This window comes from Nonomuraea sp. NPDC046570, assembly GCF_040645915.1.
Lineage (GTDB): Bacteria > Actinomycetota > Actinomycetes > Streptosporangiales > Streptosporangiaceae > Nonomuraea.
In genome coordinates, this window is the sequence record NZ_JBEYZF010000076.1 from 1 (window position 1) to 13,774 (window position 13,774).

A 13,774-nucleotide genomic window follows, 5' to 3' on the forward strand; every position below is an offset into this window, starting at 1 on the left:
CACGACTTCCTGATCAACCGCGTCTTCCCGGCCAGGGGTGCTGACGTCCTCACGAGCCACGAGTGGACCGCCCGCCTGTGACCAGCCGTCAGCATTGAAGATCTGGGCCAGGCCCGCACTCGGCCGCTCAGCCTTCGCGCGAGTTCTGGCCCCACCTCGGCGATGGTCCAGTGCTCATCACCGCCGCCCGCCGAACTCCCAGTCGTGGACCTCGATGTCGGCGTACCGGTCCAGGGTCAGGACGGCGCGTGCCGCATCCGGGTCCGGCGCCCGGACCAGCAGCGCCGTACCCAGCCAGGTGGTGCCGTCGTCGGACAGCAGCGGCCCATACGCGATCAGCTCATCCCGGTCGGGCGGCGGAACAAGGTCGACAGCCTGCCCGGAGCCGAGGCCCAGCACCAGATACCGGTTGCTGCCGTCTCGACCGCCAGGAAAATCCCACATAGTACGCCCCAGCACGTTTCGCCATCGACGCAACACGACGTCCCGGTACACACCAGCCTGGTAGTTCGGCTCTTCGAAGACGAACGCACGCGCAGTGGCGAGATCTGGCAGGTCGACGATGTGCACGCTGCCGGTGGCCGTGTCGCTGCCGCGGCCGAAGGTCGGGCCACGGGCGATCATCTCCGCCGCGTACCGGTCCATGTAGGACCAGTGCTCTTCCAGCAGCTCGTCGCGCAGCGCCGCGGAGTCAGGCCGATCGCGGTGATAACAGAAAAAGTCCATGCCAAGAGTACCTACCATATGAGGCCGCTCTTGCGGCGGCTGCCATCGCGGTCCGCCCAGCCCGCTACCGGGTCATCCACGACGACGGTGCCGTGCCGGTCGCTGGGGTGGCCCTCACTCGCGCCCGGCCCAGGAGCGCACGGCCAGCCCGATCCCGAACACCGGAATGAGTGCGGTGAGGATGAGCGCCGCCGGATAGCCATACGCGTCCGCGAGCGCCCCGGCAACCAGCGGGCCGAGTACCATGCCGAGGTCGGCTCCCATCTGGTAGACCGAGACGACCGTGCCGCCGCCGCCGATCGCGCCGACGATCTGGCCGCCCGATGTGACGACGAACGCCGCGCCGAGCCCCATCAGGACCAGACCGCAGAGATATCCGGGCACGCTGGCCGTGACCAGCGCGACGAGCAGGCTGCCGGCGACGAGCAGGCAGCCGAGGGTGAGGCAGGCCGTGCTCCGCCACGTGTCGGCCAGCTTGCCGGCCAGGGGAAGGGTCGCCGCCTGGGCGAGCGCGCAGGCGGTCAGCCCGGCCCCGGTCCAGAACGCGTTGCCGTGCACCACCTGGAGCAGGAAGAGCGGCAGGATCGACACGCGTACGCCGAACACGGCCCAGCCGAGGCCGAAGTTCGCGATGAGCGCGGCGTGGAAGGAGCGGTTGCGCAGGGCCGGGCCGAGCCGGGCGCGCTCGCGCTTCGCACCGCGGGCCGACCCGGTCGCGCCGCGCAGGAAGATCATTCCGATCAGCCCGGCGAGGGCCATGGCCGCGCCGTACACGAAGAAGGGAAGGCGCGGGGAGGCGCCGGTGAGCAGGCCGCCGAGCGCGGGACCGGCGATGGTGCCGAGGGAGAAGGCGCCCTGGAAGTAGCCGACGGCGCGGCCTCTGCGTTCCGGCGGGGAGTGGAGTAGCAGCAGGCTGAGCGCCGAGACCGTGAAGAACGCCGAGCCGATGCCGCCGGCGCCGCGGGCGATGAGCAGTTCGGGATAGCTGCGGGACAGGCCGGCCAGGACGCTGGTGACGGCGACCACGCCCATGCCGGTGACCAGGACGGCGCGGTTGCCGAACCGGTCGACGAGCCTGCCGCCCACCGGGCCGGATACCAGGCGCATCAGGGCGAACGCGGAGATCACGCTGCCCACCGCGGTGCCTGCCATACCGAGGTCTCCGGCCAGCACCGGGATGGCGGGTGCCTGCACGCCGAAGCCCACCGCGACCACGAAGGCGATCGCGCTGACGACTTTGGTCATGAGTTGGGGAAGTTGTCGAGCAGCGTGCTGTAGATCTCGATCGACTTGGCGATCAGCTCCTCGGCCGCCTCCCGCTGCGCGCAGCCGGCGACCTCACGGCAGACCGCTCCCACGGAACCGGTGATGATGGCCACCAGCGCCTGGGTGGCGACCGGGTCGGACAGCGTGATGAGCTTGGCGTTCATCTGCGTCCACACCTGCCCGGACTTGGCCGCGACCGCGGCGAACCCGGGTGGCGAGTCCCCGTCGCCCAGCAGGCGCACGATGTCGCGGTGCTCCCACGCGCTGGTGAGGTAGGCGCGGGTACCGGCCAGGAACAGCTTGCGGCTGTCGGTCACGCCGGCCTCGCGCAGGATCGTCACCGCCTCGCGGGTGCGCTGCTCCTGCGTGCGCATGTATTCGTCCCAGAGGACGTGGTAGACCTTGTCCTTGCTCTCGAAGTGGTAGTAGAGGGCGCCCACGCTGGTGCCCGCCCGCTTGGTGATGTCGTTGACGGCGGTGGCGTGGAAGCCGCGCTCGGCGAACAGTTCGCGAGCGGCGTCCAGCAGCGCACGGGCGACGGCGCTGCCGGACGGTCTGCTCACAGTTGTCTCCATTATCGAGGCAGTCCCAGAAGGTGCCACGCGATCAGATTGCGCTGGATTTGCGATGATCCACCGTAGACGGAGGCCGGGCGGGACCGGAAGTAGTTGGCCAGCCAGGCGGGCTGCCGGCCGGTGAGCGTGTCCGCTCCGGCGATGTCGAGTTCGAGGTGGGTGAGGTTCTGCCAGGCCTGCGACCACAGCACCTTGGCCACCGAGCCCTCGACGCCGACCGGTCGTCCGGCCACGCGGTGGGAGAGCTGCTGGGCGACGTTCAGCCGCATGGCCTCGCCGGTGACGTACGCCCAGGCCAGCCGCCTGCGGGTCTCCTCGTCGACGCCGCGTTCGCGGGCCTCCTGCTCGGTGGCGGCCAGTTCCTTGCGGAACCAGGAGATCATGCCCACGTCCGCGGGACCGCGCTCGTAGGACACCGCGGTCATCGCGATCCTCCAGCCTGCGCCCTGGTCGCCGAGGAGCTGGGCGGCCGGGATCTCGACGTTGTCGAGGAAGACCTCGCTGGTTTCCGGCTCGCCGTCGGACAGCACGATGGGCCGTACGGTGACCCCGGTCGAGCGCATGTCCATCAGGAAGCAGGAGATGCCCTTGTGTTTGGGCGCGTCCGGGTCGGTCCTGGCCAGCAGCAGGCACCAGTCGGCGTGCTCGCCGCCGCTGGTCCACATCTTCTGCCCGTTGACCACCCACACGCCGTCGCGCAGCTCGGCCTTGGTGCGCAGCGCGGCCAGGTCGGACCCGGCGCCGGGCTCGCTGAAGCCCTGGCACCACTGGACCTCGCCGGACAGCAGCTTGGGCAGGTACTGCTGCTTCTGTTCCTCCGAGGCGTAGGTGAAGACGGTTCTGCCGATGTAGTTGACGAACCCGGGGACCGGTGGGCAGTCGGCCAGGCCGGTCTCCTCGTTGAAGATGGCGTCGTAGATCGGGTTGAGGCCGCGCCCGCCGTACTCCTTGGGCCAGGACATGCCGACATATCCGGCTTCGTACAGCTTCTGGTGCCAATCGCGGCGGATCTCGTCGGTTGCCTCGCCGTAGTTCCTGGGGGCGTGCTCGGCCAGCCACTCCCGCAGTGAGGCGCGGAACGCGGCCTGCTCGGCGCTGTCACGGTAGTCCATCGGTCAGCCTCCCAACCTGGCGTCGGCGATCTTGGTCAACTGGTCGGAGGCGTCCCCGAGCAGGTGGGCGTCGAGCATCACCCGGCGCGTGTAGTAGTGCGCGATGTGCTCCCAGGTCTGCCCGATCCCGCCGTAGACCTGCATGACGGTCTCGCAGACCGACAGGCCCTCGGTGGAGGTGTAGGCCTTGGCCGTACGGGCCGCGAGCAGCGCCTCGGCCGGGTCGAGCGCGTCGACCGCCCAGGAGGCGTAGGCCACGCAGCTCGCCGCCGCCTCGCACTGGACCAGCGCGTCCGCGCACAGGTGCTGGATCGCCTGGAAGGAGCCGATCGGCACGCCGTACGCGATGCGTTCCTTGGCGTAGGCCACCACCCCCTCCAGGGCCGCGCGCATCGCCCCGGCCGCGTCGGCCGCGACCGCGGACAGCGCGAGGGCCAGCCAGCGGTCCAGGTCGACCGGCTCGCCGAGCTCCTCCACCGAAGTGGCGGTGCCACGGGCGATCGGCCGCGTCCGGTCCGCGCACTCGGCGCGCGAGAACCCCTCCAGAGAGGTACGGCACGGCCGCCCGTCCACGGTCAGTCCGAGCGCGTAGGAAGCGCCCTCGACATCCCAGGCCACGGCCTGCGCACCCGGTCCGGCCAGGCCCTTGAGATCTGGAGTCAGCAGCAGCGCGTAACGGACCTCGCCAGACGCCAGCTCGTCGAGCCAGGAATCGGCCCCTGCCAGCGCGAGCAGCTCGGCGACCAGAATGCCCGAGGTCAGGTAGGGGACCGGTGCGAGCGCGCCACCGAACGCGCCGGCCACCAGCGCCGCCTCGACTCCCGACGCGGCGGGCGTGCCGCCCTCCCTGGTCCGCAGGCCGAGCAGCCCCGCCTGGGTGAGCTCGGCCCAGCCCTTCGCGGCGTCCACCTGATCGCCGGGGTTGGCGAGCCGACAGGACTCGGCCACCTCGCCGGCCAGGTCGCGCACCATTTCCTGCTCTTCGGTGAGCAGCGCGAGCATCGGCCACCTCCAATCTGTGAAGTGAACTGGATTCAGTTATATGGAGTCCGGCAAATGCCTGTCAATGATGAAAAATCGCCCGTTGACGGGCAGGGTGGCGTCCTGTTAGACCTTACGGAAGCTTCTTCTAGTGAATCTGATTCAGGAGGTGGGACGGTGCAGTTGAACGGCAGGGTCGCGATCGTCACCGGTGCCGCGCAAGGCATCGGAGCGGCGATCGCACGTGCCTACGCGGCCGAGGGCGCCAAGGTCGCGCTCGTCGACCGCAAGGACGCGCAGCCGGTGGTTCAGGACATCGAGGACAAGGGCGGCACCGCCCTCGCGATCACGTGTGATGTGGCCGACCGGGCCGACGTGAACCGCGCCCTCGCGGCGGCCAGGGAGGCGCTCGGCCCGGCCGACGTCCTGGTCAGCAACGCCGGGATCACCAGGCCCGCGATGCTCACCAAGATGACCGACGCCGACTGGGACGACGTGCTCGCGGTCAACCTGACCGCCTCGTTCTACCTGCTCCAGGCCGTGGTCCCGGACATGATCGAAGCCGGTCGCGGCTCGATCGTGATGACCTCCTCCTCCACCGCGCAGAACGGTTCGGTCAGCCAGATCAACTACGCCGCGGCCAAGGCCGGGATGCTCGGCCTCATGCGCTCAGCGGCCAAGGAACTCGGCCGGCACGGCATCAGGGTCAACGCCGTCGCCCCCTCCGCGGCCACCGAGATGACCCGCGAGGTCATGACGAACCCGCGGTTCAACTTCGAGGCCGCGATCAGGCAACTGCCGCTGCGGCGGATGGCCGAACCAGAAGAGATCGCCGCGACCTACGTCTTCCTCGCCTCAGACGCCTCCAGCTACACGACCGGGCAGGTGCTGTCGGTCGACGGCGGCGGAATGCTCGTCCGATAGGAGCCCGCATGGACAAGCTGCTCGCCCCCACGTCCATCGCCATGGTCGGCGCGTCGAACAACACGTGGAGCATCGGCGGGATGGTCACCGCCAACCTGCTGCGCGCCTTCGACGGCCCCGTCCATCCCGTCCATCCCCGCGACACCGAGATCCAGGGCCGCAAGGCCTGCCCGTCCATCGCCGACCTGCCGGAACCGGTCGACCTCGCGGTGATCGCGGTCCCCGCGGGCCAGGTGCTCGGCGTCGTCGAGCAGGCCGCGGAACGCGGTGTCGGCGGCGCGGTCATCCTCACCTCCGGGTTCGCCGAGGCAGGGCCGGAGGGCAAGGACCTCCAGCAGGCGCTCGCCGACGTTTCCGCCCGCACCGGAATCCGGCTGATCGGCCCCAACTGCATCGGCTACATGAACGTCGCCGGCGGCGTCATGGCCAACTTCGCGCTGCTGCCCAACGAGCCGCTGCCGCAGCCGGGCCCGGTGGCCCTGGTCTCGCAGAGCGGTGGCTTCGGCTCCTACCTCACGTCCAAGGCCCTGCTTTCCGGCGTACGGCTCGGCTGGTTCGTCACCACCGGCAACGAGGTCGACGTCAACCTGGCCCAGACGCTGCGCTTTCTCGTGGAGCGCCCCGAGGTGGGCGTGCTGCTCACCTTCAGCGAGACGCTGCGCGACCCCGAGACCTTCATCGACGCGGCCGTCCGGGCCGCCGAGCTGGGCAAGCCGATGGTCATGCTCAAGGCCGGCCGTACCGAGGCCGCGGCCAAGGCGGCGCTCAGCCACACCGCGTCGGTCACCGGATCGGCGGCCGTCATGGACGCGGTGTGCGAGCAGTACGGCGTGATCGTCGCGCAGACGATGGAGGAGATGCTCGACCTCGGGCTGATCTTCCAGGACGGTCGCCGTCCGGCGGGTGACCGGATCGCCATCATGACCACCTCGGGCGGTGCCGGAGTGCTGCTGTCCGACGTGGCCGCCCAGCAGGGGCTCACCGTGCCCGAGCTGCCGGAGGACGAGCAGGCCGCGCTCACCGAGCTCATGCCGCGCCCGTTCTACGGCTCGGTGCTCAACCCGGTGGACACCACCGCGCAGATCACCGGCAACCCCGAGGCGTACGGCAAGGTCGTGAACGCGGTGGCCGGGTCGCCCAGCGTGGACATGCTGACGACCGTGGTCTGGGCCCACCCAGGCCCGGCGATCGACACGGTCATCGACACCTACCGCTCGACCACCAGGCCCCTCGCGGTCCTCACCAACGCGCCGGTCGTGGACCTCACCGAGGCGGGCGTGCCCACCTACACCGATCCGGCGCGGGCGGTCGGCTCGCTGGCCGCGCTCGCCAGGTTCACCACCCGCCCGATCCCCGCCCGCGCGCCGTACCGGCCGGACGAGGAGCGCCGCGAACGTGCCCGCGCGCTGCTCACCGGCGGCTCGCCCATGCTGGAGTGCGACGCGAAGAAGCTGCTCGCGCTGTACGGCGTGCCGGTCACCGCCGAGGAGTTCGTGCACTCACCGGAGGATGCCGCGCGGGCCGCGGGAAGCATCGGCGGCCCGGTCGCGCTCAAGGCCATGAGCTACCAGCTCCCGCACAAGTCCGACGCCGGAGCGGTGCGGCTCGGCGTCCGCGACGTGCCGGGGGAGTACGCGGCCATGCTCGCCGAGGTGGCGCGCAAGGCGCCGCAGGCCCGGATCGAGGGCGTGCTCGTGCAGCAGATGGTGCCCGCCCGGCTGGAGCTGACCTGCGGGATGCGCCGCGATCCCGCCTTCGGGCCGATGGTCGCGGCCGGTCTCGGCGGCGTGCTCGTGGAGATCCTCGCCGAGGCGGTGCTGCTCCGCCCGCCGTTCGACGTCCGTACGGCACGCGCCGCGCTCGACGGGCTGGCCGGCGGGCGGCTGGTGAGCGGTGGGCGCGGGCTCAGCGAGGAGGAGGCCGAGCTCGTGGCCACGGTCATGACCGGCCTGGCCGAGCTGGCCCTGGACCTGCCCGAGGTGGACGAGGTGGACGTCAACCCGCTGCGCGTCGCCGACGGCGCCGTCGTCGCGGCCGATGGACTGGTGGTGATCTCTCATGGCTGACGCGCGCAAGGCCGGATATACGTGGCCGTCGTACGTGATCAGGGTGGAGCGGGGCAAGGTCGTGGAGTTCGCCCGCGCCCTGCACTTCCAGAACCCGATATTTCATGACCTGGAGGCGGCTCGGGCGCAGGGTTACGCCGACCTGCCCGCCCCTCCCACGTTCTCCGCGGTCTCCCAGCACTACGGCCCGGCCCAGTCGCTCGACGACATCGGCGTCGACCTGCGCCGGGTCCTGGCCGGCGGCGCCGAGTGGGAGTACCTCGCCGACGTCGTCGCGGGGGACGAGCTCACCGTCACGCCCCGGGTGGCCGCCATCGAACGCAAGCAAGGCGGCCGCGGGACGATGGACGTGATCACGATGGAGAGCGAGTTCGCCGACGAGAAGGGCCAGCCCGTCCTGCGGCTGCGCACCACCATCCTGGAGATCCTCGGGGAGAAGGCGTGATCGAACGCAGAATCGGCCCGCTCACCCTGGCCGACCTGGTCAGATACGCCGGAGCCGGCGGCGACTTCAACCCGATCCACTTCGACGGGGACGTCGCCCAGGCGGCCGGATTCCCCGGCCCGTTCGCGCACGGCCTGCTGACCGCCGGGATTCTGTCCGGCGTGGTCACCGAGCTGGGCAGGCTCCGCCGCTACCAGGTCCGCTACGTGGCCCAGGTCTGGCCGGGCGACGTGCTCGTCTGCTCGGCCGAAGGCTCCGGCAGCGCCGACGGTGCCTACGACCTGACCGTGGAGCGCGAGGCGCCGGACGGCACCCGCGAGGTCGTGCTGCGCGGCTCGGCGGAGGTGGAGGCGTGAGGGCACCCCATGACATCTACGCCGAACGCCTGGCCGAGGGCGTGATCGCCTACCAGACGTGCGCCGGCTGCGCGGGCGCGGTGTTCCCGCCCCGGCTGCTCTGCCCGCTGTGCGGTTCCGATCGGCTGGACTGGGCCGCCTCGGAAGGGCACGGCACCGTCTACAGCGCCACCGTGATCCCGCGGCGGGACGGCGAGCCGTACAACGTGGCCCTGATCGATCTGGACGAAGGGTTCCGGATGATGAGCACCGTCCTCGGCGTCTTCGGCGGCGAGCCGGAGATCGGCCTGCGCGTCCGCGGCACGGTCGTGGAGCAGAGGGTGGTGTTCCATGCGTGACCTGCGCGGACGCACGGTCGTCGCCGGGGTCGCCGAATCCGACCTGGGCGTGACCGGGCTCGGCTCGCTCGACCTGGCCGCGCAGGCGGCGGCGCGCGCCCTGGCCGACGCCGGGCTCACCACCAGGGACGTGGACGGCCTGTTCACCGCGGTCGCCGGGCGCGGCATGGCCCCGCTCGACGTCGGCGAATATCTCGGCATCCGGCCCCGCTACACCGACGGAACCATGGTCGGCGGCAGCTCCTTCGTCTCCCACCTGCACCACGCCGCGCTCGCGCTGGACGCCGGCGCCTGCGACGTCGCCCTGATCGTGTACGGCTCGGCGCTCAGATCGGAGTTCGGCAAGCTGCCGGCCGGACCGCCGGAGGTGCCCAACTACGAGGCGGCCTACCAGCCGCGCAGCCCGGCCAGCGGCTACGCGCTCGCGGCGGCCAGGCACATGCACGAGTACGGCACGACCAGGGAGCAGCTCGCCGAGGTCGCGGTCGCCGCCCGGCAGTGGGCGGCGATGAACCCCAAGGCGTACAAGCGGGACCCGATCACCGTGGACGACGTGCTGGGCGCGCGTATGGTCTCCACGCCGCTCGGCGCGCTGGATTGTTGCCTGGTCACCGACGGCGGCGGCGCGGTCGTGATGGTCCGCGCTGAACGGGCCGCCGACCTGCCCAAGCCCCCGGTGTACGTGCTCGGTGCGGGGGAGGCGCACTGGCACCGGACGATCTCCGCGATGCCTGACCTGACCGTCACCGCGGCCACCGAGTCGGCCGCCCGCGCCTACGCCATGGCCGGGGTCAAGGCCGCCGACATCGACGTCGTTCAGCTCTACGACGCCTTCACCATCAACACCGTGCTGTTCCTGGAGGATCTCGGGTTCTGCGCCAAGGGCGAGGGCGGGGCCTTCGTCTCCGGCGGCAGGATCGCGCCCGGCGGCTCGCTACCGGTCAACACCAACGGCGGCGGCCTGTCCTACTGCCACCCCGGCATGTACGGGATCTTCACCATCATCGAGTCGGTCCGCCAGCTCCGCGGCGAGTCGGCCGACCGGCAGGTCGAGGGCGCCCGGCTGGCGCTGGCCCACGGCAACGGCGGTCAGCTGTCCAGCCAGGTCACCGCGGTCCTCGGCTCGGCGGCGACTCTTTAGGGAGGATGAACGTGTACAAGAAGCTACTGGTCAAGCGGGACGGCCCACTGCTCACCGTGAGCCTGAACCGGCCGGAGAAACTCAACGCCATCGGCGGCGAGCTCGCCACCGAGCTGATCCAGGTATTCGACGAGATCAAGGCCGACGCCACCATCGGCGCCGTCCTGCTGTGCGCGGAGGGCCGGGCCTTCTGCGCCGGCGGCGACGTCGACTCCTTCGCCGCCGGCAGCGACCTGAGCCCGGCGCAGCAGGCCATCGCGCTGCGCGAGGACCCGATCGTCTCCCGGCTGACCGCACTGGAACAGCCGGTCGTCGCCGCGGTCAACGGGTACGCCATGGGCCTCGGCGCCACCCTCGCGCTCTTCTGTGACGTCGTGGTCGCCGCCGAGGATGCCCAGTTCGCAGACACGCACGTGGCGATGGGCCTGGTCGCGGGCGACGGGGGAGCAGTGATGTGGCCACTGCTCATGTCGTTCGGCGCGGCCCGCTACTACCTGATGACCGGCGAACGCATCAGCGGGGCCGAGGCCGCCCGGATCGGCATGATCCTCAGGGCGGTCCCCGCCGGCCAGCTCAGGGACGAGGCCACCAAGGTCGCCCGGAAGCTGGCCGGGCTGCCGCCGCTCGCCGTACGCGGGACCAAGGCCACGCTCGACCGGATCGTGAAGCATCGCGCGGACCTGGTCATGGAGACCGGGCTGCTGCTGGAGGGCGCGACGTTCCTCAGCGAGGACCACGCTGAGGCCGTCTCCGCGTTCGCCGAGAAGCGCCGCCCCGAGTTCAAGGGCCGCTGAGAAGGAGGCCAAGGGCAACGGCTTCCTGACCCTGAATCCGCGCGACCGCAACGGCCTGTTCTATCCCCCGGAGACCCCCGCCTCACCCCCTCATTCCCTCGGGAGTCCGACATGACGGCATCCGACACCTCCCCAAACAGGCCGGACTCCGGCCTCGACGCGAACACGATCCTCCCTCGCCTCGACCGACTGCCCGTCTGGCCGTACCCGAAGATCGTCCTCTGGATGGTCGGCATCGGCTACTTCTTCGCGTTCTTCGATGTCGGCAACATGGCCCCGGTCCTGCCCGTCGTCACCACCGCGCTCAGCACCACCACCGAGACCGCGGCGCTCGCGCTCAGCCTCAACCTCGTCGGGTTCGTGGTCGGCGCGCTCGGCCTGGCCTACCTCAGCGACCTGCGCGGCCGCCGGACCGGGCTGTTCCTCGCGGTCGTGTTCGTGGCCGGCGGCTCGCTCGTCTCCGGCGTAGCCGGCGACATCAACACGCTCATCATCGCCCGGTTCATCGTCGGCGTCGGCACGGGTACGGCTATCGCCACGGTGACCACCTACGCGGCGGAGATCGCCCCGGCGGCCCTGCGCGGCCGGTACACCGCGCTGGCCACCGTGATCGGGTTCTCCGGCGGCTCGGTCGTGCCGTTCATCGCGCTGGTCATCGTGCCGAACTTCTCCTGGGGCTGGCGCATCCTGCTCGCCTTCCCGCTGGTCGCCGCGCTCACCCTGCCGTGGATCCTGCGCAAGGTGCCGGAAAGCCCGCGCTGGCTGATGGCCCAGGGCCGCATCGAGGAGGCGGAGGCCGTGGTCGCCGCGGCCGAACGCCACGCCGCGTCCCGTCACTCCGGAACGCTCCCGCCGATTGTGCCGGTGCCGCCGGAGCCGGAGTCGGGGCAGTCGCCGTTCCGCGTGCTGATGGGACGGACCTACCGGCCCAGGGTCCTGCTGCTCCTGGTCATCTGGACGCTGTTCTATTTCGCCAACTACGGCTTCACCGGCCTGACGATCACGTTCCTGACCAAGGGCGCGGGGTTCAGCCTGAGCTGGAGCCTGGTGTTCGGCATCATCATCTCGGTGGGGGCCGTGGCAGGCGGGCTTGCCGCCGCGAGCATCATCGACCGTTTCGAACGCAAGCACCTGCTGATGACCGTGGCCGGAGTGTTCACAGTCGCCGCGGTGACGATCGCCCTGGCGCCGAGCGTGGTCCCGCTGGTGCTGGCGAGCATGACCATCGGCCTCTGCCTGTCGATGTTCTCCAGCGTCGGCTACACGCTCAGCGCCGAGCAGTTCCCCACCCGGGGGCGGAGCGTCGCCCTGGCCGCCACCGAAGGCGTCGGCCACCTCGGCGGCGCCATCGCCCCACCGGTCCTGCTCGCCACGTTCTCCGCGGGCGGCTTCTCGGTGCCGTTCCTCGTCATCGGCGGAGCCCTCATCTGCGTGATCGCCCTCCTACCAATGACCCGTGCCACCCGCGGGAGATCACTCAGCCAAATCGACGTATAGCAGGTCAGTGCCGGCAAGCGGGCTCTTCACCACCTCCTGCTGCACCTTGAGACCGATTTCCTGACTTCCTGAAAATCACCGTTGTGGCGGGCTACGTCCAGCTGGGTTCGGGAGCCTGGATGGTCCCAAAAAGCTCATCTCCGCCGAGGCCGTGCGCACGGTCCTGGTGCACGCTGCCGCGGCGATGGTGCGCCTCGGCGGGCGCTCCGGCACACCGTCGTGCCCGCCAACGGATGAGATCAGCCGATGACCGCGTTCGCCGTTGCTGCCTGGGAGGCCGGGCTGTCGGCGTGCCGCGCCTTGTGGCGTGCGGTCGCGACCACGAGCGTGGCGGTGAGTATCAGCATCAGCGCGTAGCCGCCGACTGGGCCGTAAAGTTGATCGGCGAGGGTCGCGGCGGTGACGGTGAAGGCGCCGCCCAGGGTGGTGATGGTGTTGGTGAGCCCGGACGCGGCACCTGCTTGTGCGCTGTCGACGACGCTGAAGGCCATCCGGTTCAGTGGGACGAAGCTGGCCGGCAGTCCCGCGCCGACGAGGAATCCGCCCGCCACGAGCCATCCCCAGGAGGGCGCGACGATGCTGAGCCCGGCCAGGCAGGCGAGCCCGAGTGCGAGCGCGCCGGCTCCGAGGCTCAGGGTGGTTCTGCTGCCGTAGTGGTCGATGAGCTTGTCGGTGGCCAGCGCGACCAGCAGCGCGCTCACCGACATGGGCAGCACCGCGAGGGAGGCCTGGGTGGCGGAGACGTTCAGGACCTGCTGTAGGTGCCGGGAGAAGACGAACATGGTGCCGATCATGATTCCGTTGGCGGTGAACAGCCCGGCCGCTCCCCACCGGTAGGCCGGGGTCTTGAACAGTGCGACGGGGATGATCGGATCGTGTGTCCGGCGCTGGTGTGCCACCGCTGCGCCGGCGATGGCCAGGCCGCCCGTCAGGGCCGCGGCGCCGATCCAGAGGTGGGCCTCGATGACGCCCAGGCCGAGGAGCAGGCTGGTCGCGCCGATGGCGGCGACGAACGCGGGCGCCACGTGGGGCGAGCGTTGCCCTGTGCGCTCGGCGTGGATCACCTTGACCGCGGGAGGGAAGAGGAAGGCGACCGCGACGACGTTGATCCAGAACACGCCGGGCCAGTCCAGCCAGGCGATCAGCGGTCCGGCGCTGAGGCTGCCGACGACTCCGCCGATGACGCCGAGGGTGCTCCAGACGGTCATGGCGATGGCGCGCCGGCGGGGTTCGGTGTAGGTGGCGACGACGATGCCGAGCGCGCTGGCGGCGAGGACGCCCGCTCCGGCGCCCTGCAGTGCACGTGCGGCCAGCAGGAGCGCGAGCGAGGGAGCGATCGCGCAGAGCAGGCTCGCCACCGTGAAGGCGGTGAGCCCGCCCAGGAAGGTCGCCCGCCTGCCCAGACGGTCGGCCCATGCCCCTCCGGGCAGGAGGAAGGCGCCGAAGGCGAGCAGGTACGCCGACAGCACCCAGGCCAGCGCCGGGCCGTCGCCGAGGTCGGTGCCGATCCGGGGTACCGCGATCGTGATCACGGTCGCCTCCAGCAACACCAG

At 70.8% G+C, this 13,774-nt stretch carries 14 protein-coding genes; 8 read left to right on the forward strand and 6 right to left on the reverse strand.

The genetic code is table 11. The annotated features are described in order from the left end of the window. Positions 1-177: 177 nt before the first annotated feature. From ABZ911_RS42010 to ABZ911_RS42030, 5 genes are all read right to left on the reverse strand, one after another. Entirely contained in the window at positions 178-726 is a 549-nt protein-coding gene (locus tag ABZ911_RS42010) for a YciI family protein (RefSeq protein WP_358069931.1), read from the reverse strand. Between the two features lie 114 nt (positions 727-840). Continuing rightward, positions 841-1,971, reverse strand: coding sequence for an MFS transporter (locus tag ABZ911_RS42015; RefSeq protein ID WP_358069934.1), 1,131 nt, complete (start codon positions 1,969-1,971; stop codon positions 841-843). After that, the gene (locus tag ABZ911_RS42020; RefSeq protein ID WP_358069937.1) at positions 1,968-2,555 is read right to left on the reverse strand and encodes a helix-turn-helix domain-containing protein; all 588 of its coding nucleotides are present in this window, start codon (positions 2,553-2,555) and stop codon (positions 1,968-1,970) included. Before ABZ911_RS42020 ends, ABZ911_RS42015 begins: the two co-directional genes overlap by 4 nt. Before the next feature lie 11 nt (positions 2,556-2,566). Next, positions 2,567-3,679, reverse strand: a complete 1,113-nt coding sequence (locus tag ABZ911_RS42025; RefSeq protein ID WP_358069939.1) for an acyl-CoA dehydrogenase family protein — start codon at positions 3,677-3,679, stop codon at positions 2,567-2,569. A gap of 3 nt (positions 3,680-3,682) precedes the next feature. Continuing rightward, positions 3,683-4,681 carry an acyl-CoA dehydrogenase gene (locus ABZ911_RS42030; protein WP_358069942.1) on the reverse strand — a complete coding sequence of 333 codons (999 nt, stop codon included), beginning with the start codon at positions 4,679-4,681 and terminating at the stop codon, positions 3,683-3,685. A 156-nt stretch (positions 4,682-4,837) separates the two neighbouring features. On the opposite strand from ABZ911_RS42030, the gene fabG reads away from it, so the two are divergent. From fabG to ABZ911_RS42070, 8 genes are all read left to right on the forward strand, one after another. After that, positions 4,838-5,584, forward strand: a complete 747-nt coding sequence (fabG, locus tag ABZ911_RS42035) for a 3-oxoacyl-ACP reductase FabG (RefSeq protein WP_358069945.1) — start codon at positions 4,838-4,840, stop codon at positions 5,582-5,584. Between the two features lie 8 nt (positions 5,585-5,592). Continuing rightward, a complete protein-coding gene (locus ABZ911_RS42040) occupies positions 5,593-7,650 on the forward strand; it encodes an acetate--CoA ligase family protein (protein WP_358069948.1) in 2,058 nt (685 codons plus the stop codon). Next, the gene (locus ABZ911_RS42045; RefSeq protein WP_358069951.1) at positions 7,643-8,095 is read left to right on the forward strand and encodes a MaoC family dehydratase N-terminal domain-containing protein; all 453 of its coding nucleotides are present in this window, start codon (positions 7,643-7,645) and stop codon (positions 8,093-8,095) included. The genes ABZ911_RS42040 and ABZ911_RS42045 overlap by 8 nt, the downstream gene beginning before the upstream one ends. Next, complete coding sequence (locus ABZ911_RS42050; RefSeq protein WP_358069954.1) at positions 8,092-8,451, forward strand: MaoC/PaaZ C-terminal domain-containing protein; 360 nt, start codon at positions 8,092-8,094, stop codon at positions 8,449-8,451. Before ABZ911_RS42045 ends, ABZ911_RS42050 begins: the two co-directional genes overlap by 4 nt. Further along, positions 8,448-8,789, forward strand: coding sequence for an OB-fold domain-containing protein (locus ABZ911_RS42055; protein WP_358069957.1), 342 nt, complete (start codon positions 8,448-8,450; stop codon positions 8,787-8,789). The genes ABZ911_RS42050 and ABZ911_RS42055 overlap by 4 nt, the downstream gene beginning before the upstream one ends. Then, positions 8,782-9,930 carry an acetyl-CoA acetyltransferase gene (locus ABZ911_RS42060; RefSeq protein WP_358069960.1) on the forward strand — a complete coding sequence of 383 codons (1,149 nt, stop codon included), beginning with the start codon at positions 8,782-8,784 and terminating at the stop codon, positions 9,928-9,930. The genes ABZ911_RS42055 and ABZ911_RS42060 overlap by 8 nt, the downstream gene beginning before the upstream one ends. A gap of 11 nt (positions 9,931-9,941) precedes the next feature. Further along, on the forward strand, positions 9,942-10,724 hold the full coding sequence (locus ABZ911_RS42065; RefSeq protein WP_358069963.1) for an enoyl-CoA hydratase/isomerase family protein: 783 nt from the start codon (positions 9,942-9,944) through the stop codon (positions 10,722-10,724). 111 nt (positions 10,725-10,835) lie between these two features. After that, positions 10,836-12,221: an MFS transporter gene (locus ABZ911_RS42070; protein WP_358069966.1), complete on the forward strand. Its 1,386-nt coding sequence runs from the start codon at positions 10,836-10,838 to the stop codon at positions 12,219-12,221. Positions 12,222-12,460: 239 nt separating this feature from the next. Here ABZ911_RS42070 and ABZ911_RS42075 read toward each other — a convergent pair. Next, positions 12,461-13,774 (reverse strand): MFS transporter (locus tag ABZ911_RS42075; protein WP_358069969.1); only part of this gene is annotated, 1,314 nt, incomplete at its 5' end.